Annotated in this window: 16 protein-coding genes, 2 rRNA genes and 1 pseudogene; 8 read left to right on the forward strand and 11 right to left on the reverse strand. The window is 35.6% G+C overall.

Going from position 1 to position 19,776, the window contains the following annotated elements:
• Positions 1-60 precede the first annotated feature (60 nt).
• On the forward strand, positions 61-237 hold the full coding sequence (locus AAGD72_RS03505; RefSeq protein ID WP_264339401.1) for a hypothetical protein: 177 nt from the start codon (positions 61-63) through the stop codon (positions 235-237).
• Positions 238-558: 321 nt separating this feature from the next.
• Here AAGD72_RS03505 and mutS read toward each other — a convergent pair whose 3' ends face one another.
• From mutS to AAGD72_RS03520, 3 genes are all read right to left on the reverse strand, one after another.
• Complete coding sequence (gene mutS / locus AAGD72_RS03510; RefSeq protein WP_341815120.1) at positions 559-3,054, reverse strand: DNA mismatch repair protein MutS; 2,496 nt, start codon at positions 3,052-3,054, stop codon at positions 559-561.
• Positions 3,055-3,328: 274 nt separating this feature from the next.
• Positions 3,329-4,135, reverse strand: a complete 807-nt coding sequence (locus AAGD72_RS03515; protein WP_341814592.1) for an ankyrin repeat domain-containing protein — start codon at positions 4,133-4,135, stop codon at positions 3,329-3,331.
• A 185-nt stretch (positions 4,136-4,320) separates the two neighbouring features.
• Complete coding sequence (locus AAGD72_RS03520; protein WP_006279522.1) at positions 4,321-4,503, reverse strand: hypothetical protein; 183 nt, start codon at positions 4,501-4,503, stop codon at positions 4,321-4,323.
• Between the two features lie 397 nt (positions 4,504-4,900).
• On the opposite strand from AAGD72_RS03520, the gene AAGD72_RS03525 reads away from it, so the two are divergent.
• Positions 4,901-5,608: a TerC family protein gene (locus tag AAGD72_RS03525; RefSeq protein WP_038199715.1), complete on the forward strand. Its 708-nt coding sequence runs from the start codon at positions 4,901-4,903 to the stop codon at positions 5,606-5,608.
• Positions 5,609-5,640: 32 nt separating this feature from the next.
• Here AAGD72_RS03525 and guaA read toward each other — a convergent pair whose 3' ends face one another.
• The 3 genes from guaA to AAGD72_RS03540 form a co-directional block, all read right to left on the reverse strand.
• On the reverse strand, positions 5,641-7,203 hold the full coding sequence (guaA, locus tag AAGD72_RS03530; protein WP_151807741.1) for a glutamine-hydrolyzing GMP synthase: 1,563 nt from the start codon (positions 7,201-7,203) through the stop codon (positions 5,641-5,643).
• Between the two features lie 978 nt (positions 7,204-8,181).
• On the reverse strand, positions 8,182-9,966 hold the full coding sequence (locus tag AAGD72_RS03535; protein ID WP_341814593.1) for a ribonucleoside-diphosphate reductase subunit alpha: 1,785 nt from the start codon (positions 9,964-9,966) through the stop codon (positions 8,182-8,184).
• 58 nt (positions 9,967-10,024) lie between these two features.
• A complete protein-coding gene (locus AAGD72_RS03540) occupies positions 10,025-11,101 on the reverse strand; it encodes a class I SAM-dependent DNA methyltransferase (RefSeq protein ID WP_341814594.1) in 1,077 nt (358 codons plus the stop codon).
• Between the two features lie 335 nt (positions 11,102-11,436).
• Between AAGD72_RS03540 and AAGD72_RS03545 the strand changes: the two genes are divergently transcribed.
• A 23S ribosomal RNA gene (locus AAGD72_RS03545) occupies positions 11,437-14,202 on the forward strand.
• Between the two features lie 66 nt (positions 14,203-14,268).
• Positions 14,269-14,375, forward strand: a 5S ribosomal RNA gene (gene rrf, locus AAGD72_RS03550).
• Positions 14,376-14,460: 85 nt separating this feature from the next.
• On the opposite strand, the gene AAGD72_RS03555 is transcribed toward rrf, so the two are convergent.
• The 3 genes and pseudogenes from AAGD72_RS03555 to rpmH form a co-directional block, all read right to left on the reverse strand.
• Entirely contained in the window at positions 14,461-14,724 is a 264-nt protein-coding gene (locus tag AAGD72_RS03555; protein ID WP_077188558.1) for a hypothetical protein, read from the reverse strand.
• Positions 14,725-14,810: 86 nt separating this feature from the next.
• A pseudogene (rnpA, locus tag AAGD72_RS03560) lies at positions 14,811-15,086 on the reverse strand (ribonuclease P protein component); the annotation flags it as partial.
• 67 nt (positions 15,087-15,153) lie between these two features.
• On the reverse strand, positions 15,154-15,288 hold the full coding sequence (rpmH, locus tag AAGD72_RS03565) for a 50S ribosomal protein L34 (RefSeq protein WP_006279898.1): 135 nt from the start codon (positions 15,286-15,288) through the stop codon (positions 15,154-15,156).
• Between the two features lie 107 nt (positions 15,289-15,395).
• Between rpmH and pstC the strand changes: the two genes are divergently transcribed.
• From pstC to AAGD72_RS03585, 4 genes are all read left to right on the forward strand, one after another.
• The gene (gene pstC / locus AAGD72_RS03570; RefSeq protein ID WP_341815121.1) at positions 15,396-16,484 is read left to right on the forward strand and encodes a phosphate ABC transporter permease subunit PstC; all 1,089 of its coding nucleotides are present in this window, start codon (positions 15,396-15,398) and stop codon (positions 16,482-16,484) included.
• A gap of 101 nt (positions 16,485-16,585) precedes the next feature.
• Positions 16,586-18,013: a F0F1 ATP synthase subunit beta gene (gene atpD / locus AAGD72_RS03575; RefSeq protein ID WP_341815122.1), complete on the forward strand. Its 1,428-nt coding sequence runs from the start codon at positions 16,586-16,588 to the stop codon at positions 18,011-18,013.
• A gap of 12 nt (positions 18,014-18,025) precedes the next feature.
• Positions 18,026-18,370, forward strand: a complete 345-nt coding sequence (locus tag AAGD72_RS03580; protein WP_015588865.1) for a F0F1 ATP synthase subunit epsilon — start codon at positions 18,026-18,028, stop codon at positions 18,368-18,370.
• A 426-nt stretch (positions 18,371-18,796) separates the two neighbouring features.
• On the forward strand, positions 18,797-18,976 hold the full coding sequence (locus AAGD72_RS03585) for a hypothetical protein (protein WP_341814595.1): 180 nt from the start codon (positions 18,797-18,799) through the stop codon (positions 18,974-18,976).
• Between the two features lie 176 nt (positions 18,977-19,152).
• Here AAGD72_RS03585 and AAGD72_RS06390 read toward each other — a convergent pair whose 3' ends face one another.
• Positions 19,153-19,323 (reverse strand): DDE-type integrase/transposase/recombinase, encoded by a 171-nt coding sequence (locus AAGD72_RS06390; protein WP_080717647.1) that lies wholly within the window; start codon positions 19,321-19,323, stop codon positions 19,153-19,155.
• A gap of 255 nt (positions 19,324-19,578) precedes the next feature.
• The gene (locus tag AAGD72_RS03590) at positions 19,579-19,719 is read right to left on the reverse strand and encodes an IS3 family transposase (protein ID WP_160142645.1); all 141 of its coding nucleotides are present in this window, start codon (positions 19,717-19,719) and stop codon (positions 19,579-19,581) included.
• Positions 19,720-19,776: the final 57 nt, after the last annotated feature.

Raw genomic sequence — 19,776 nt, forward strand, 5'->3', positions numbered from 1 at the left:
AGCGGAAGTTACTCTCAAATGTTTGTTCATGTTAGCCACAAACATTAAGAAATTTACCAAATGAAAAAAAAGGCAAAAGAAGCCCTGGGGTTATTATCCGCTTTAAAATATTGGCGTTTTTTATGTTTTAAACGCTTGACAAGCGAGATTCAGCCGCTTTTAATTGCAACTAACTTACGCTGCAAATGTTTAAGAAATTTACCAAGCAGAAAAAAAGACAAAGAATCCCCGAGTTAGCTAGTCTTTTACTATCTCTGTCGAGTATTGGCATTTTTTGATGTCTTGTAACGCTTTATAAGCGCGTTCAGCTTATTTAGATAAAAATCTAGATGTAGATGAAGTTTTGTAAAGACATACAGTATCTATATACTGCAAAAAATTGAACATAAGACGCCGATACATTAAGTAATCCTTACCTTTTAATCTGCAGATTGGCGAAAGCAAATACAATAGCTTCACTATCATGATAAGGGCGCTGGCGAAGGGTGTCAAGTAAGTTTTTCGTTTCTATAGCTACTACCACGATTGTATAGGTAATTCTTCACTTATAATAATGATTCAAGCCTTCAGCTCCTCAAACACTTCACTTGCTCTATTTAAAACAGAATCAGGAAAACCAGCAAGTTTTGCTACATGTATTCCATATGACTCATCTGCAATGCCTTCAATTACTTCATGTAGAAAGATAACCTCTCCGTTCCACTCTCTTATTTTTACACAAAAACATTTCACGTTCTTCAAGTATTTGCTTACTTTAGTTAATTCATGATAATGAGTTGCAAAAATGGCGCGGCACTTATTTACATTGTGAATATGTTCAATCACCGCCTGTGCAATAGATAATCCATCATACACCCCTGTGCCCCTACCAATTTCATCAAGTATCACCAAGGAACGGTCCGTTGCCTGATTTACTATCGTTGCTGTTTCGATCATCTCTACCATGAAGGTAGAATAACCAGCTGTTATATTATCCGTTGCGCCAACCCTGCTGAATATCTTGTCAATCACTCCAATATGTGCACTCTCTGCTGGCACAAATGACCCCATGTGAGCTAAAATTGCAATGAGAGCGTTTTGCCTCAAGAAAGTGCTTTTTCCAGCCATATTAGGACCAGTAATTAGATGTATACCAGCTAAATTGATGCTATTTGCAATGAATTTATCGTTAACTTCAACCACTGGATGTCTTCCGCTACAGATATTGAACTCTTTGCTGTCATCAATAATGGGTTTTACGTAATTATTTTGCACTGCAAGCTCTGCAAACGCGGTTCTAATGTCAAGTTTTGCCAAAGCATTTGCAGCAAGAGCAATTTTTTCAGACTCTTTAGCAACTTCACTACACAGTTCACTAAAAATTTTCATTTCTAAGCCGATTGCAGCATCACGTGCCGTAAGAATTTTATTTTCTAATTCTTTCAACTCATTAGTAGTGTAGCGCATGCTATTTGCTAAGCTTTGCCTATGAATAAATATATCCGAAGTTATTTTGTGATTTGCCGACACTTCAACGTAATAACCAAGTATGTTGTTGTGTAATATTTTGAGTGCGGCAATGCCAGTTAGGTCGCGATAAGATTCACGGAGTTTGGTTATTAGTTTATTACTATTATTTAATATGTAGGATAACTCAGATAATTCTGAGTTGTATTTTGAGTGAATAAATCCTCCTTCTTTCACGGAACTGAGGTTATTATCGAGTATAGCACTATTTAACAGTTCAAATAGGTCTTTATGATTGCCAAGGCTTTTATGTATTGTGCTTAGTTCACTCTCGTCTGATTTTACTGTTATTCCAGCGCGTGACGCTGGCTGGATCTCAGTTTGGATGACATATTGTTGTGGGAGAGATCCATTTTCACCTGATTCAATTTTACATAAGAACTCAGACAATTCTAAAGTCTTTCCTAGGCCTATTTTCAATAGGTTCATATCCTTTGGTGAACCACGCCCTAGTATTAAGCGCGATAAAGACCTTTCAATATCCGGAATGTTAGATAATATCTCTCGTATTTTTTTGCGTGAATCATGATTATTTACAAAAAATTGAGCGGTACTGATCCTCAAATTGATTGCTTTGGAGCAAGCAAGGGGTGAAGCGAGCATTTGTTTGAGCAGGCGTCCACCAGAAGCTGTAACTGTATGATCAATAACTGAAATTAGTGAACCTTTCTTTTCACCAAATTGAGTTGAAAACAACTCAAGATTTCTCCTTGCTGAAGCATCAATAAGCATGAAATTTTGTTGCTTATAGGTTTTTGGGAATTCAAGCCTTGGAATAGAGCCCCTTTGTGTTACTCTGACATATTCAAGCAGTGCACCGCACGCCATGATTTCTACTTTGCTGAAATTTCCTATACTCCCAAGTTCCCTGATTTTATAAAACTCGCATAATGTTCTGTGAGATTTACTATACTCAAAAAAGCTCTGTGCGTGTTGCGTAATTGATATTTTATAATTTTTTAAAATCGATCTAATTTTTTCGTCCTCAGTGAATTTTTCAGAAATTAATAATTCTCTTGGTGATATACGCAATAAATCACTATCTAGAGCTTTCAAACTCGTTAAAGTGTGAAAAAATTTTCCCGTCGATAATTCAAGCCAACTAATAGCATATTCGTCATTTTGTTCAACTATGGACGCGAGATAATTATTGCTTTTATCCTCCAGTAGTGAATCTTCTATAATTGTACCTGGAGTTACAACTCGCACTACATCACGTTTTACTATGGATTTATAGCCCCTCTTTTTTGCTTCATCAGCAGTTTCTAATTGATCACAGATTGCTACTTTGAATCCTAAATCTATTAGTTTGTGCAGGTAAGACTCACTACTGTGTGCTGGCACTCCACACATTGGTATTTCTTGCCCACACGAATTACCTCTCTTAGTGAGCACTATATTCAGCAATTTCGCAGCTTTAATAGCGTCATCGAAAAACAACTCATAAAAATCTCCTAGCCTATAAAATAGCAAATGATCCTTGTATTGAGCTTTCAGGTTCAAATACTGCTCCATCACAGGGGTGTTTTTTTCTTTTACGAAGCTCATAATATTTTTTAATATATTGTATTGATAAACGTTATTATAGATTATATTGCACATGTGGATAACATAAATTTTAAATAGGTGTATAGAGGGAAAAATTTAAAACAATTAAATTTCTTGGATCCAAGTAGTCAGGACACTTGGATGACATAAAGAGTAGGGGTATTTGATGACAAAAAAGCAAAAACACAGTTGTCATTCCAGCGCGTGACGCTGGAATCCAGAATATCCTAATTACAAGGTTTATTATTTAGTTTGAAAAATACTATAGCTTTTTCTATGTAAGTTGTGGCCCCTTTTTACCATTTGCGACAGTTGTATCATCAACAGATATTTCAGAGCTAACAGTGCTAATAGTTTTTTCTATCGCTTTAGCCTGTTCATAGTCTTGACTCAAAAAATACATGGCCAGTCCAATAGCTATACTAGCAACAAGAGAAGATGCTATCATTACACCTAGTATCATACCACCAGAAAGACTTACTGCAACACACACACCAGCTCCAAGTACAACACCAAGAAAACCACCAATTATTACGCCAGGCACCAAACTGCCTACCATAGCGCTTTCTTTTTTCGTATTAGCTTGTTTTTTCATACTTTTAATAAGCACTTCTTTTGTTTCTCCTTGAGCTAAATCTAAAGGAATTTTATTATCCGCGTTTTGTATCAAAGGATTTGCACTATATGTAACAAGAAGGGTGATTATTTCTTCAGTTTTATTACCTATAACTGCATGATGTAGTAATGTATTTCCCTCTTCATCTTTAAAGTTTATATGAGTACGAAATTCTTCATCTAGATTTCTTATTGGGTTGTTTTTTGCATATATCCCAGATTGTATTGCTCTATCTAAGCATTGTATCACTTGTTCTAGTGATTGCTCGCCAGGATTTTGTATAAAATGAAGCAGAATTTCGTGTACTATCGCTTCCTTTGTAGTTTTTGGGCATCGTAAAGCGTAATTAAATGTCTGTGTAGTAATAACTTCTTCTTTTCTTTTTTTAAGAACAACCCTTAAATCTTCAATCGCCTTTTCACCATCTTTTATTCCAAGAATTATTGAATCCAAATTATTTATCATGCTATCCTCCTTGGTTTGATTGCATTGCTCATTAATAAATAATATAATAAATCCTGCTAAAAGTCAAGCAATTAATTAATAAGTTAATATAATCCTCCAAAAGGAGCTCCTTACTTTTTGTTCAGCATGTCCATTGGATCAGACTCTTTAAGCTTGCTGTTTGCTGAATTTATTCATCACAATAGCTACAATGTGCTATCGAAGTTCTCTGTAATCTTAGTTGGTTCTTCTAGAATATTCAAAATATCAGTTGCACAATAAACCCGATCTCTCTTTCCTTGAGAAGTTTGTGAAACGATGCCTAAATCTTCAAGCTTTACGATTGCTCTTTGGGCTGTTGTAAATACGACACCTAAGTTTTCAACCACTTTCCTTATAGTAAAGTAAGGGTTTAAAGACTATTAACTAAATCATTGTTACATTCAAATTTTGGTGGCAAGGGGCTTGGTATAAATGCCTGATAACCAGCGAATACTTTGCCTGATGGTGATCCTTTAATATACATTCATTCAACCTAGCACACTATTTTTATAGTATATATTATTTTCAAATAAAGTCAAAAATGAAAATAAGGCTTTATCTTATTTGCGTGCATGAAAATAAGAAACTCTCTTATTATTGATTTTGCTCAAAAACGAAAATAGAAGAAGCTGCTGAACTTTATATATCCTGTTTTTCTGGAGAACTGCTATAAAACTTCTGAGTGAAGTCACTTAATTTTTACACATCTATTGTAGAGTAAGAAGAACCGAATTTGAAACAAAAATGCTAACTGATGCTTGGACTTTACTGACACTTACACTACTTGAAACTATACTTAGTGTAGACAATTTAATCTTTATTTCTCTAGCAATAGATAAGGTACCAAATGCGCTGAGAGAAAGAGTGCGCCTTATGGGCCTTGGATTAGCACTATTAATGCGTTTTGTAATACTATTTTTTACATCATCTATATTGTCAATGCAAAAACCTATATTTCACACTGCATCAGCAAGGGATTTACTTATGATCGCAGGGGGATTATTCCTTATTGTTAAGAGCTCTATGGAGTTACGGGATGACATCTTTGTATGTAAGAAAAATAAAAAGAAAGCAAACGTTAAATCAAAATTTTTTTTAGTTGTGCTACAAATTATATTAATAGATTTAGTTTTTTCGGTTGATTCGATATTAACTGCTATAGCACTAACTTATAACATGGTAATAATTGCTACAGCATTTACATTTTCCATGCTAGCAATGCTGTTTTTATCAAGTTATACCGCCCAGTTAATCAAATCTAACCCAGGGTTAAAAATAATCGCCATTTTATTTATTTTACTTGTCGGTGTGTACCTCATACTTCATGGATTTCATATAGAATTACCAAAAGGATATTTGTATTCTTCATTTATGTTTGCACTGCTTGTGGAAATTATAAGCAAAATAAAGAAAATTAACCGTCATACCGCGATTCATTCGCGGTATCTCTAGATCCAGCTAACAAGCAGCGGGATCTTTTTGATTTACTCCCACTCAATAGTTGCGGGTGGTTTAGAAGTGATATCATAAACAACTCTATTTACTCCGGGAACATTATTAACAATTATACTGCCGACATTGCGTAAAAAATCCCAAAATACTAGCAAGTGTTGATCCTTATCTTCAAATGGAAATGCATCGGCTGTCATACCATCAGATGATGTTACAGCCCTTAAAGCACAAACATATCCATACGTACGACCATCTCCCATAACGCCTACAGTTTTTATTGGTAATAATACAGCAAAAGCTTGCCATATCTTATCATATAGATCGTAATTTTTCATCGTATTAATATATATTTCATCTACTTCTTGCAATATTTGCACCTTTTCTTTATCGACTTCACTTATAATCCTCACTGCAAGTCCGGGTCCAGGAAATGGATGTTGAAATATTATCTCGTCTGAAAGCCCAATTTCTTTTCCAAGTAGCCTTACCTCATCTTTAAAGAGGTAACGTAAAGGCTCCACTAACTTCAGATTCATCTTTTCTGGCAACCCACCAACATTATGGTGAGACTTAATTGTACTAGTGTTGTCTGAGGCATGCCCTGACTCAACTACATCAGAGTAGATGGTACCTTGCATCAAAAAATCCACATCACCTATTTTTTTTGCTTCTTCTTCAAACACTTCAATAAAAGTGTTACCGATAATTTTTCGCTTTTCTTCTGGATCAGTTATTCCCTTCAACCTACTCAAAAATAAATTTGATTTATCAACGTAATTTATCGGAATCTCTTTCAACATAGCGATGGTTTGGTTCTTGCGTAACAACCCAGTATCGATAAAAATACAGTTCAATTGTTTTCCTATAGCTTTATGTGTGAGAGCCGCTGCAACGCTTGAATCAACCCCACCACTTACTGCAGCGATTACTTTTTTCTCTCCTACTACATTTTTGATTTTTTCCTTTTGCTCCTCAATAAACGACTTCATTGTCCAGTCTCTTTTGCAATTTGCAATATCCAAGAAGTTAGAGAGCAATTTACTGCCATTTGTTGTGGGCTTAACCTCAGGATGGAACTGAGTACAGTAAATCTTCCGCTGTTCGTTGACAATCATTGCAATTGTTTGATTTATCACACCTGATGCGATAACAGTAAATCCCTGTGGTATAGTATCAACACTGTCCGCATGGTTCATTAATACATCCACTTCAGAATTAACATCCCAGGTATCCTTTACAATGGGGGATTCTTTTAGTATCTTGATTTTAGTTCTACCAAACTCCTGTTTGAAACTCTCTTTTACTTTTGCTCCAAAATAATGACAAATGAGTTGCTGTCCATAGCATATTCCAAGTATAGGAACGTTTGTTGCCTCATTAAGTTTTATAATTTCATGTACTACTCTACTTGTTTCAGAACAATCATCATTTACAGATTGTGGTCCTCCAGAGAGAATAAACCCATTGAATTTTGATATTGTTTCAAAACTGATGTTGCTTGGAAATATCTCACAATAAACACCCATTCCTCTTACTTGTCTTGCGATAAGCTGTGTAAACTGTGAACCAAAATCAATAATGGCAATTGCTGACAATTTGCTCCTCCATATTATTTAAAATGATATCTGATAATAAAGAAAATAATGGAGTAAGTAAACCAAGACCTGTTTAAAAGCTTTAACGCGTGGTACAAGTTAGCTATATAGCTAATTTTCCTACACCATACCGCTGCGGCGCTAACTAGTAGCGGAATGACAGCAATCTACGTCATACCGCCGCAGTATCTCAGCCGCTAACAAGTAGCGGGATTATCTTCATGCTGCCACGAACCGTCATACCACCGCGAACCGTCATACCGCGATTCATTCGCGGTATCTCAGCCGCTAACAAGAGATCCCGCTAACAAGCAGCGGGATGACGAGGTATAAACTTTATCGTCATGCCACCGCGAACCGTCATACCGCGATTCATTCGCGGTATCTCGGCCGCTAACAAGTAGCGGGATGACGATTGTCGTTTAGCCATAAATGTTTAAGAAATTTACCAAATGAAAAAAAAGGCAAAAGAAGCCCCGTAGTTGGCTAATTACTTACATTATACTTTCAAGTATGGCGTTTTTTTATTCTAAACGCTTAATAACCGCGACTCAGCTGCTTTTAAATGCAACTAACCTTAGCTATAAATGTTTAAGAAATTTACTAAACAGAAAAAAAGGCAAAAGAAACCCTAGGGTAGCTAGTTATTCACTATCCATTTTTTAAGTTGGCGTTTTTTTATGTTTTAAACGCTTTATAAGCGCGTTTCAGCTTATGTAGGTAGAAGTTTGATAAAGACATAAGGTGCACATAGTGCAAAAAATTAAACATGAGACGCCAGATACGTGAGTTTTTTTGTCATTTAATCTGTACAGAGAAGATAAATAAATAGCTTCAATTTTATGATAAGAGGGCTGGCGGAGTTTGTCAAGAAAGTTTTTTCGTTTCTATTCCCAATAAAAGTGCGTTATATGGTTATGCAAGAAGTCTATTTACCCATTTGCTTAACTTTCTCTCTACTTTTTCTGAGTAAGGCCGCTATTGGCATGACAGACATTCATCGTAGTCAATATCTGTTTTTTGTTGCAATATTTCACTTTTTTTGAATATGTCATGCGAGACCTTATCGGCTCTCTGCATTGATTGTGATCTGCAGTAATATAAGCTCTTCAATCCTTTTTTCCAAGCAAGCATGTGTATTTTGTGCAAGTAACGTTTATGTACGTTGGCAGGTAAGAACAGATTTACTGATTGAGATTGACAAATATACGAAGTTCTATCACTTGCATGTTCTATAATCCATCTTTGGTCAAGCTCGTACGCTGTTTTAAATGTCAATTTTTCATGCTCACTAAGAAAATCTAAATGCTGAACGGAACCCTCGTTTGTTGAAATTGAAGACCATATTTTATCATTGTCTTGATTTTTTTCTGCTAATAGTTTTTGCAAGAATTTATTTCGCACTACAAATGAGCCTGTAAGTGTCTTTTGTATGAATACGTTTGCTGCGTATGGTTCTATTCCAGGGGAGGTATTACCTGCAATAATGGAGATCGAGGCAGTAGGAGCAATAGCGAGTTTGTGTGTAAACCTTTCCATTAGATCAACTTCTTTGGCATCAGAACATGCTCCCTTTTCTTCTGCTAATTTTTTAGAAACTATATCTGCTTGCTCGCGTAAATACTTAAATATTTTTTTATTCCATTGTTGTGCTGTTACTGATTCAAAAGGAACCATTTTGCTTTGTAAAAATGAGTGAAAGCCCATCACACCAAGACCAATACTGCGTTCTCTGGCTGCAGAATATTTTGCTCGCTGCATTTCATTCGGTGCTTTATTTATGAAATCTTCCAATACATTATCAAGAAAGCGCATTATATCTTCTATGAAGAGTTTATTGTCTTTCCATTCTTCGTAGTACTCAAGGTTTACGGATGATAGACAACACACAGCAGTGCGTGACTTATTCAGGTGATCATAACCTGTGGTTAAAGTTATTTCACTGCATAGATTTGACATCTTGATGTCTAAGTTGAGCTTTTTGTAAGATTCTGGCTTATTGTTATTTGTTGCATCAAGGAAAATAATGTAAGGTTCTCCAGTTTCAACTCTTGCTGTTAATATTTTGATCCATATATCCCGCGCTTTTACAGTTGAAATAACCTTATTGTTGTGAGGGCTTATTAAATTCCATTCTTGATCATTCTCAACAGCCTGCATAAATTTATCTGTTACTATTACAGCATGATGTATATTTAACGCTTTGCGATTTGGGTCACCGCCTGTTGGCTTGCGTAAATCTAGAAACTCTTCTATCTCCGGATGAGATACAGGAAGGTAGACTGCTGAACTTCCTCGCCTTAGGGATCCCTGACTAATTGCAAGCGTTAGAGCATTTTGCACTACAATAAATGGAACAATTCCTGATGTTTTGCCGCTACCCTTTACGCTTTCGCCTATTGAGCGTAAATTTCCCCAATAACTACCTATGCCTCCTCCACGTTCAGCAAGCCAAACATTTTCGTTCCATAGATCAACTATTCCCTGCAAGCTGTCTTCGGTTTCATTAAGAAAGCAAGAGATAGGTAACCCTCTCTTAGTGCCACCATTGCTGAGTATTGGTGTTGAAGGCATGAACCACAAGTTGCTCATGTAGTCATAAAGACGCTGCGCATGTTCTTTATTATCAGAATAGTAATTAGCAATACGTGCAAAGAGGTCTTGATAACTTTCATTTTCTATTAAATACCTGTCTGATAGAACTGCTTTTCCAAAGTCGGTTAATTTGCTGTCCTTTGCGTAATTAATGGTAATGTTATTCATAAAGTTCCTTTTATTCTTTTATTATATATAGATACTTAAAAGTCATTTTGAGCGATTTTTAAGTTAGGTTTTTCGGATTTTCTTGTTGATGCTGTAATGCAAACAAGATACCGTCAACCTGACTGCCATATATTTTACAGTAACTCATATAACTTATTTGCATATTTATTTCTTTTGCAACATGTTGAACATAACTTTCTGAGTGACGAAAATAGTCTCCTTTATTTACAAAGTCAATACCTTCACCTTCCTTTCTTCTTATTAAACATACAATAACTCCTTTTTTGCTCGTAGATCTTTTTGCTAATTCCAACTCTTCTTGAAAGTCATGTAGATAATGTAGCACTTCAGCAAAGATAATTACATCATACTGCTGGTTTTTCTCTTGTTTAAGAAACTCTTTCATTTCCATATGTATTAATTCATTGTAAACAGGCTTACCTTTTATAAAGCATCCTCTTGCGATATTTAGCATTCTACTTGAAATGTCAATTCCTGTTATATGGTTTCCAATACTATTTATTTTCAAGAAATGACCACATATTCCAGTTCCACAACCAAGGTCGAGTATATTGAGCTCAGAAGTGGAGTTGTTGAAGATTTTTGTAATTATCATGTGTACAAGTTCATGCCCTCTATATTGTTTGGCAATCAACCAATGCTCAACAAAATATTCACCTGTGTAATCAAAATATTGTCTTATGAGGTTTTTTGGCAATTCTGTAATAGGCGCTGAGTTTGTCATTTTTTTTATATAGTAAGACGCCTCCTCGTGGTCATTATCTAATTTTAGTGCCCTTGTTAAATAATTATAAGCTTTGTTAGTATTCCCTACCGCAAAATGGCACCTTCCGATGTTATACCAGACTATAGGTAAATGGGGGTAAAATATGCTAATTAACCAAAATCGTAACTTTGCATCTGATATGCTAACTTTATAAAAGTGATATAAACCGATTTCAATGTTGGTGTTTAACAGGTTCTTAGATTTTTTAAGAAGCACTGTCATTTCTTTATGAAGAGTATTATATTTATTCACAATGAAGTGTTTTACTTTCTTAATATTTAATACGCCAATGAGCTTAGACATACAATTTAAAGCAACGTTTTTTATAAAGGAGAGATTACTTTTCATACGTTAGAAATACTCCGAATGTTTATTATCATTTTTAGGCAATTGATTTTAACACATTTTATCTTACAAAATATCTTTTTTATTAATTTTTACTGTATATATAAGTTTACCACATATTTCTCAGATTATACTGTTTAGGATTGCTAGTATATTGTTGTTGATAATATAAGTAAATGTTTTGTGCAAAAAGGCGTTGACATATTATTTATTAGGTTATAACATATAAAAGATTAATTTAGTTTTTAGATGTTTGACAAGTTTTATGGTAGAGATTAATTTAATCTCAATTCAATTTTAATAATATTTAACTCTGCATATTCTGCATATAGTCGGATAAATAAATTATTAAGAGCACTTGATGGATGCCTTGGCGTTAAGAGGCGATGAAGGACGTGGCAGGCTGCGATAAGCTGTGGGGAATTGTCAACAAATTTTGATCCGCAGATTTCCGAATGGGGAAACCCAACTAGTTTAGCTAGTTATTACGTACTAAGTATGTAAAGCAAACTTGGTGAACTGAAATATCTAAGTAGCCAAAGGAAAAGAAATCAACCGAGATTCTGTTAGTAGTGACGAGCGAAAGCGGAAAAGGCTAGTGATTTAAGAATAAGAATTAGAATACTCTGGAAATAGTAACCATAGAAGGTGATAGTCCTGTATAAGTAGAAAGTTTTTAAATCCTTGAGTAGAGCGGGGCACGTGAAATCCTGTTTGAATATGGGGGGACCATCCTCCAAGCCTAAATACTCCTTAACGACCGATAGTGAACAAGTACCGTGAGGGAAAGGTGAAAAGAACCCCGGGAGGGGAGTGAAATAGAATCTGAAATCAAGTGCTTACAAACAGTTGGAGCTCTATATCAATTTATTGATATTTAGAGTGACAGCGTACCTTTTGCATAATGGGTCAGCGAGTTAATCTATGAAGCAAGCTTAAGCCGTTAGGTGTAGGCGTAGCGAAAGCAAGTCTGAATAGGGCGTTTTAGTTTTATGGATTAGACCCGAAACCAAGTGATCTAGTCATGACCAGATTGAAGGTGTGGTAAAACACACTGGAGGATCGAACCAGTTAATGTTGCAACATTATTGGATGAGTTGTGATTAGGGGTGAAAGGCCAATCAAACTTGGAAATAGCTGGTTCTCCGCGAAATCTATTTAGGTAGAGCGTTGTATGTATGTTGTTGGGGGTAGAGCACTGGATAGACTAGGGGGATTCACCGTCTTACCAAATCTAACTAAACTCCGAATACCAACAATTAATTATACAGCAGGCACACTACGGGTGCTAAGTCCGTGGTGAAGAGGGAAACAACCCAGATCACTATCTAAGGTCCCAAAATTACAGCTAAGTGGGGAAGGAAGTAGAAAAACCATTACAGCTAGGAGGTTGGCTTGGAAGCAGCCATCCTTTAAAGAAAGCGTAACAGCTCACTTGTCTAAATAAGTTTTTCTGCGCCGAAAATGTACCGGGGCTAAAGCTGTATACCGAAGATGTGAGTGCTTATTGATTTCGATCAATAGGCGCGGTAGCGGAGCGTTCCGTAAGTCTGTGAAGGTGGTTTGTGAAAACTGCTGGAGATATCGGAAGTGAGAATGCTGACATAAGTAGCGTAAAAGAGTGTGAAAAACACTCTCACCAAAAATCTAAGGGTTCCTACGTTAAGTTAATCTGCGTAGGGTTAGTCGGTTCCTAAGGCGAGTCCGTAAAGGAGTAGTCGATGGCAATTAGGTTAATATTCCTAAACCTCTTAAGTGTGACGGGTTTCGTATTTGTATAGATCTTATTGGATTGATCTATGCTTAAAAGAAGCTCCAGGAAATAGCACTTATATTTATGAGGCCGTACCGCAAACCGACACTGGTGGATGAGTAGAGTATACTAAGGTGTTGAAAGAATGATGTTGAAGGAACTCGGCAAATTATACCTGTAACTTCGGAAGAAGGGTAACCTGCTTTTAGGCAACTATGAGTAGGTGGCACAAAATAGGGAGTAGCGACTGTTTACTAAAAACACAGGACTCTGCAAACACGTAAGTGGAAGTATAGGGTCTGACGCCTGCCCGGTGCTGGAAGGTTAATAGGAAGGGTGCAAGCTCCGAATTGAAGCCCCAGTAAACGGCGGCCGTAACACTGACGGTCCTAAGGTAGCGAAATTCCTTGTCGGGTAAGTTCCGACCCGCACGAATGGCGTAACGATTTCTCCACTGTCTCCAACATCACTTCAGCGAAATTGAATTCCCCGTGCAGATGCGGGGTACCCGCGGTTAGACGAAGAGACCCCGTGCACCTTTACTATAGCTTTACATTGCTATTAAAAGTGTGATGTGCAGGATAGGTGGGAGACTTTGAAGTTATGGCGCTAGCTATAATGGAGTCAACCTTGAGATACCACCCTTTACACTTTTGATATCTAACTATGTTTCATTATCTGGAACTAGGACATTGTATGGTGGGTAGTTTGACTGGGGCGGTCGCCTCCTAAAAAGTAACGGAGGCGTGCGAAGGTAAGCTAGAGCTGGTCGGAAATCAGCTTGATAGTATAATGGCATAAGCTTGCCTGACTGCGAGGCTGACAAGCCAAGCAGAGACGAAAGTCGGTCATAGTGATCCGGTGATTCTGTATGGAAGGGTCATCGCTCAACGGATAAAAGGTACGCCGGGGATAACAGGCTGATGGTGTTCGAGCGTTCATAGCGACGACACCGTTTGGCACCTCGATGTCGACTCATCACATCCTGGGGCTGAAGAAGGTCCCAAGGGTTCGGCTGTTCGCCGATTAAAGTGATACGTGAGTTGGGTTTAGAACGTCGTGAGACAGTTCGGTTTCTATCTGCCGTGGGTGAAGGAAATTTGAGAAGGTCTGACTCTAGTACGAGAGGACCGAGATGGATATACCTCTGGTGTACCAGCTGTTATGCCAATAGCATCGCTGGGTGGCTATGTATAGATGGGATAATTGCTGAAAGCATATAAGCAAGAAACCCTCTTCAAAAAGATTTCCCAATTAAGGCCGTGGAAGACTACCACGTTGATAGGCTAGGTGTGGAAGCATGGTAACATGTGAAGCTAACTAGTACTAATAGCCTGATTGATTTATTTGCTTTCTATATGTGTGTATGCAGTGTTAAATATTAAGTTAAAATTGTTAAGTTAGAAATTTTTATTGACTTGGTGGCTATAGCAAAAATGAACCACCCGATCTCATCTCGAACTCGGAAGTGAAACTTTTTAGCGCTGATGGTACTTGAAAAGGGAGAGTAGGTCGCCGCCAAGTTTATAAAAATTTCTTTGTTAATTAGACAGTAGGTATACTTATATTTTAACTTTCTTGTTTTGTTACTATTCTTTAAGTTTTTACTTTAACTACGATATCTTTTTTTTCTTATATGTTCTTGGTCATTTTCTACATTATTTAGCATTGTTCCTACTTCCCCTAATTGATTCCCTTTTGAAGGAGAATTACTGATTTCTGGTAATATTACATTACCTCCCACTTTTTTAAATAATTCTTCTTGTTGGCGAAATGCTGACCTCCAATCTGTTCCTGTTCCTTTAGGAAGAAATAAGAATTGATACATCTGACCAAAGCCTGTGTTATTTACCTCTTTTATATGCTCTACCATTCACCACACCCATTAACTATTTTTAAAAATTTTACCTATATTATCATAAAAAATATAGTTGTAAATACCTTAATTGAGATTTTTTTTTATTTTATCTTTTTTAAGCAAATAGTTAGATCTTTTTGTAAATTTTTATAGCTTGCTTGCATAATGTTTCTATGAGTTAGTATTATGTAGTAGTGCCCTATATTACTTATATTTAAAATGCTAATTTTAGCAAGCATTCGTAGTTGCCTTTTTATTTTATTTCTTTTTGCTGCTTTTCCGGTTTTTTTACTGATAGCCAGACCTACTCTAATAGTATGAATGTACTTTTCAGGTTCTCTTTCTTTTATAGCGTACAGTGATATATAAAGCCCACGATAAAAAAGACTGTTGAGTGCTAACTTATTTTTGAAAGCAGAAGAAAAATCTTTTTTTTTATACTTACTATGCGCATAATTTGTTACACCCTAATGAACGGCGCCTATTAAGGATTTTTCTTCCAGCTCTTGTTGCCATACGTGAACGAAATCCGTGTCTGCGCTTTCTTATCAAATTTTTTGGTTGAAATGTTCTCTTCATTGTTTTTATATTAATATAATTATTTATTTTAAATTGTTTTACTTTATTGTCAAATAATGGTGAACTTGTATGACATTTTCGTAGAATAAAATTTGATGCATGGAAGAATGAATTCGGTGATAGTCATACCTGTCTTACTAATCCTTTTATTTTGTTTTAGTAGGTTTCAAGAAGTAAATAAGGTTAAATCTTATCTATATCTTAGTTGTGTATGGATGCTAACTTGGTTGTTAGTATTCTATGATAATTGTTTTGTAACTTTTATTTCTATAGCGTTACTTTTTTTCATGCTTGCTTTTATCTTTAAAAATAAAAGAAATAAGATAATAAAACTTTCGTTATTTGTGGCTTTGGCCATATCATTTTTTATCACTTTATTTATAATGCTGTCTATTTTTATTCAATCCATTAGTTTTTTTAATAAAGTAGCTATTTCAGAATTCTTGTTTTGCTTGAAATGGGGCCATAATGTAGTCACTATCAATGAAGAGAAGATAGGATGTTTTGGTATAGCGCCGCTTTTAGTTGGTACATTACTTATAACTATTATAGCAATGTTAGTTGTCGTTCCGCTTGGTTTATTTTCTGCAATATATATTAGTGAATATGCGAGTGAGAAAGTGCGTTATATTGTTAATACAACTTTGCAAGTTTTGTCTGCTATTCCTACGGTTGTATATGGATATTTCGCGGTTGTGTTTTTGTCTTTCTTTATAAAGCAGGTAGCAAATTTTTTTGGTTTAAGTATACACTCAGAAAGTGCCTTAGTTGCCGGTTTATCGATTGGGATAATGATTCTTCCTTTTATTATTTCTTTACTCGAAGATGCCATAAGATCTGTTCCAAAAAGCTTGCGTTATGGCTTCATGGCACTTGGTGCAACTCCAGCGGAAACTATATGGCATATAACAATACCTTATGCAATGCCTACAATTTTAAGTGCAATTTTATTGTCAATTTCAAGAGTGATAGGTGAAACAATGATTGTGCTAATGGCTGTGGGAATCAACGCAAATTTGACTTTTAACCCTCTTAATTCAGTTACTACCATTACCGTGCAGATCGCTACATTACTTACCGGAGATCAGGATTTCAATAGTGTACAAACTCTTGCTGCTTATGCGCTTAGTTTAGTATTGTTTATTATTACTTGGCTATTAAATGCATTTGCATTGTTTGTAATGAAGCGTAACTAGTAAGCGTTTTAATGTTGCAAAATTTCTATTAATAATATAAAATTTATTTTCTTTAGAAGTTCTTTTATGGAATTATAGTGTTAGGTGATAAAAATAAAGAGATGAATATAGGTAGAGCGATTAAGGTAACTCAAGCAGTTGTTGATATAAAATTTGAAGGTGAATTGCCTAAAATATTTAATGCTTTAAAAAGCAAACTAAAATATAATGATAAGGAGCTGGTTTTAGAAGTTTCGCAGCATATAGGTGACAATATAGTTCGTTGTATTGCTATGGATAGCACAGATGGCATGTCAAGGGGGGATGAATTTGTTGATACAGGTGCACCAATATCGGTGCCAATTGGGCGTTCAACTTTAGGAAGGATTTTTAATGTTGTTGGAGAGCTTATAGATGAGTGTGGTCCACTGAAGGGAAAGTATAACTTAGAGCCTATACACAGAGCACCTTCAAGTTTTACTGAACAGAGAATACAGGAAGAAGTTTTAGTTACGGGAATAAAAGTTATAGATCTTCTTGCACCTTATCTTAAAGGAGGAAAAATTGGCTTATTTGGTGGAGCCGGTGTTGGTAAAACAGTCCTAATAATGGAATTAATTAATAATATAGCAAAAGCTCATAAAGGATTTTCTGTGTTTGCCGGGGTAGGGGAGAGAACGCGTGAAGGTAACGATCTTTATCACGAGATGATCACTTCAAATGTAATAAATATAAATGAGCATGAAAAATCTCAAGCTGTTTTGGTTTATGGTCAGATGAATGAGCCTCCTGGAGCAAGGGCTAGAGTTGCTTTAACAGCACTTACTATGGCAGAGTATTTTCGTGACCGTGAAAACCAAGATGTTCTATTTTTTGTGGATAATATCTTTAGATTTACACAAGCTGGTTCTGAAATTTCTGCTTTACTTGGAAGAATACCGTCAGCTGTTGGTTATCAGCCAACCCTTGCAACTGATATGGGTGCAATGCAAGAAAGAATAGCTTCAACAACTTCTGGCTCTATTACTTCTGTGCAAGCTATATATGTTCCTGCGGACGATTTAACTGATCCAGCCCCAGCAACTACATTCTCTCACCTTGATGCAACCACAGTGCTGTCAAGGCAAATAGCTGAAATGGGAATATACCCTGCTGTTGATCCACTTGATTCAACTTCTCAGTCTTTATCTGCTGAAATCATTGGTGAAGAACATTATAATGTAGCTTCTGAGGTGAAACGTATATTGCAAACTTATAAATCACTGCAAGATATTATCGCAATACTTGGTATGGATGAGCTATCTGATGAAGATAAAATTATTGTTGATAGGGCTCGTAAGATTCAGAAATTTCTTTCTCAACCTTTTCACGTTGCAGAAATATTTACTGGCATGCCTGGTAAATTTGTTTCACTTTCTGATACTGTTTCCAGTTTTAAAGGGATTGTTGAAGGCAAATATGATCACTTACCAGAGGCTGCTTTTTATATGGTGGGGAATATAGATGAAGCAATAAAAAAGGCTGAATTAATACAAGCTGAAGCTAAATAAAAGTTAAAGATTATGAATACTTTTAAAGTGCAATTTTTCTCTCCTGATGATCAAATTTCATTCAGTGGAGTGGTTTCTCTTTCAGTAACTGGGCTCGAAGGGGAGCTTATGATTTTAGCTCACCATGCTCCTTACTTAATTTATTTATTGCCTGGTATGATTACTGTTAAAATGAGTAACCAAATAGAAAAGAAGGTTGTAATTGATAGTGGCGTATTAGAAGTTGCAAATAATAATTGTAGCATTATAACAAGTCAAATTCAGGTTTTTGATCGTGCAATTCATGATGAGAAATCGTTTAAAAATAAGAGAATTAGTATATATTTAAGTTATCTTGATGAGAAGTTTCTTTCTTAGTTATTTTAGGCAAAAAGTCAATTATCATTCAAGTGGCTATAAGATTTTTGCTCAGGGGGCTCTTTTTTGTCATCCCAGAAACCCCGGGGTGTCATCCCAGTGTCGGAGTACTTTAGGTGTATGATCCCAGAGTGTGATGGTATGGGACCATACACCTAATCAAATAAAAATTAAAGAAGGAGAGTTGGTTGTAACGGTTGGAGATAACGACTTTGTTTTACCTGGAATTTACGTTGGATAAACTACAAAAAATAACAGGTAAAAATCAACGTAAATTTAAGATAAATCGATTTTATTAGTATTATCAAATCAAAATCTGTTTTTAATTAATCAATAATACTTTTTTACATATTTTCATCCCCTTTCATGGATTTTTTAATTTTATAGATGATATCTAATATTATTAGAAGCATTGTAAAATATCTTATGAGAAAAGTTATAAAATATATTAGCATTATTGGTATTGCATGTTTAGTATTGTTATTTTTTATATCTAATGTGGAAACACGCGTAAAAACACAGGAAGAACAATTATTCCTAGCTGTAGAAGATGGTAATGCACAAGAAGTAAAACTATTACTCAAAAATGGTGCAGACCTAAATTGACCTTACCCAGAAAAAGTAGAGAGAAAGTTAAGACGTTTTTATCATGAGAATAAATTGTGCAGGAATGCAATAGTTAATAGTAGAATGTCTACGTTATTTGTTATAAAAGATTTCTATGTATTCAAATATGGCAGTTCTGGTTTGTTGAGCGAGAAGTATCAATAAGCAGCTCCCTTTTAAGTGAACTTTTCTGCAACGGAGTTATCGTAACAACAGCCCTTATGGCTCATGCTGGAAATGATGTTTTTTGTATTCAATAGAAATTGGTAATTTTGAGAGGTATACTGTGACCCTTGATCGCTATGTAACAGCAGATTTTTATCGGGTTTGCGTTTATCAACGGCCATCAATAAAGAATCTATAACTAATTATCATGTTACTCATTAACCACCATGCGTGAATATAGGTCAATTATTGCCGCCAACAACCTTCTTTAGTTTTTATGTAGGTAATCCCAAACTTTATTTGGCTGATCAGTAGTAAAATTTTGATCCAATGTGTTCGGAGCCACAACTCGGTTGCTTATTTGCTGTTTTTTATTTTTGAACCTTCGTCTAAGCTTGGCTTTAATGCCATTTTCTTGCATAACACTTTGTACTGTTTTAATTTTTGCCTAAAGCTTTTAATTCAGCGTGAATTTTAGGGGCTCCATATCTGCATTTAGAAGCTTGATGTATTTTTTGAATATCTGCTAGAAGCCCTTCTTTTGCTAATTCTTTACTGCTTTTTTCCTTAGCAACCAATACCACCAGTACAAAACCCTACATAGTTCCTGTGTTTTATAGCAATTTCTATATAAA

The sequence above is a fragment of the Wolbachia endosymbiont (group A) of Chalcis sispes genome (assembly GCF_964026765.1).
In the GTDB taxonomy this organism is placed as follows: domain Bacteria; phylum Pseudomonadota; class Alphaproteobacteria; order Rickettsiales; family Anaplasmataceae; genus Wolbachia; species Wolbachia pipientis.

Excerpts from the sequence above, each read along its gene's own strand:
- AAGD72_RS03505 (WP_264339401.1), top strand. The coding sequence starts at position 61 with ATGAAAAAAAAGGCAAAAGAAGCCCTGGGGTTATTATCCGCTTTAAAA.
- mutS (WP_341815120.1), bottom strand. The coding sequence starts at position 3,054 with ATGAGCTTCGTAAAAGAAAAAAACACCCCTGTGATGGAGCAGTATTTG.
- AAGD72_RS03515 (WP_341814592.1), bottom strand. The coding sequence starts at position 4,135 with ATGATAAATAATTTGGATTCAATAATTCTTGGAATAAAAGATGGTGAA.
- AAGD72_RS03525 (WP_038199715.1), top strand. The coding sequence starts at position 4,901 with ATGCTAACTGATGCTTGGACTTTACTGACACTTACACTACTTGAAACT.
- AAGD72_RS03535 (WP_341814593.1), bottom strand. The coding sequence starts at position 9,966 with ATGAATAACATTACCATTAATTACGCAAAGGACAGCAAATTAACCGAC.
- AAGD72_RS03540 (WP_341814594.1), bottom strand. The coding sequence starts at position 11,101 with ATGAAAAGTAATCTCTCCTTTATAAAAAACGTTGCTTTAAATTGTATG.
- AAGD72_RS03555 (WP_077188558.1), bottom strand. The coding sequence starts at position 14,724 with ATGGTAGAGCATATAAAAGAGGTAAATAACACAGGCTTTGGTCAGATG.
- rpmH (WP_006279898.1), bottom strand. The coding sequence starts at position 15,288 with ATGAAGAGAACATTTCAACCAAAAAATTTGATAAGAAAGCGCAGACAC.
- pstC (WP_341815121.1), top strand. The coding sequence starts at position 15,396 with ATGAATTCGGTGATAGTCATACCTGTCTTACTAATCCTTTTATTTTGT.
- atpD (WP_341815122.1), top strand. The coding sequence starts at position 16,586 with ATGAATATAGGTAGAGCGATTAAGGTAACTCAAGCAGTTGTTGATATA.
- AAGD72_RS03580 (WP_015588865.1), top strand. The coding sequence starts at position 18,026 with ATGAATACTTTTAAAGTGCAATTTTTCTCTCCTGATGATCAAATTTCA.
- AAGD72_RS03585 (WP_341814595.1), top strand. The coding sequence starts at position 18,797 with ATGAGAAAAGTTATAAAATATATTAGCATTATTGGTATTGCATGTTTA.
- AAGD72_RS06390 (WP_080717647.1), bottom strand. The coding sequence starts at position 19,323 with ATGGCCGTTGATAAACGCAAACCCGATAAAAATCTGCTGTTACATAGC.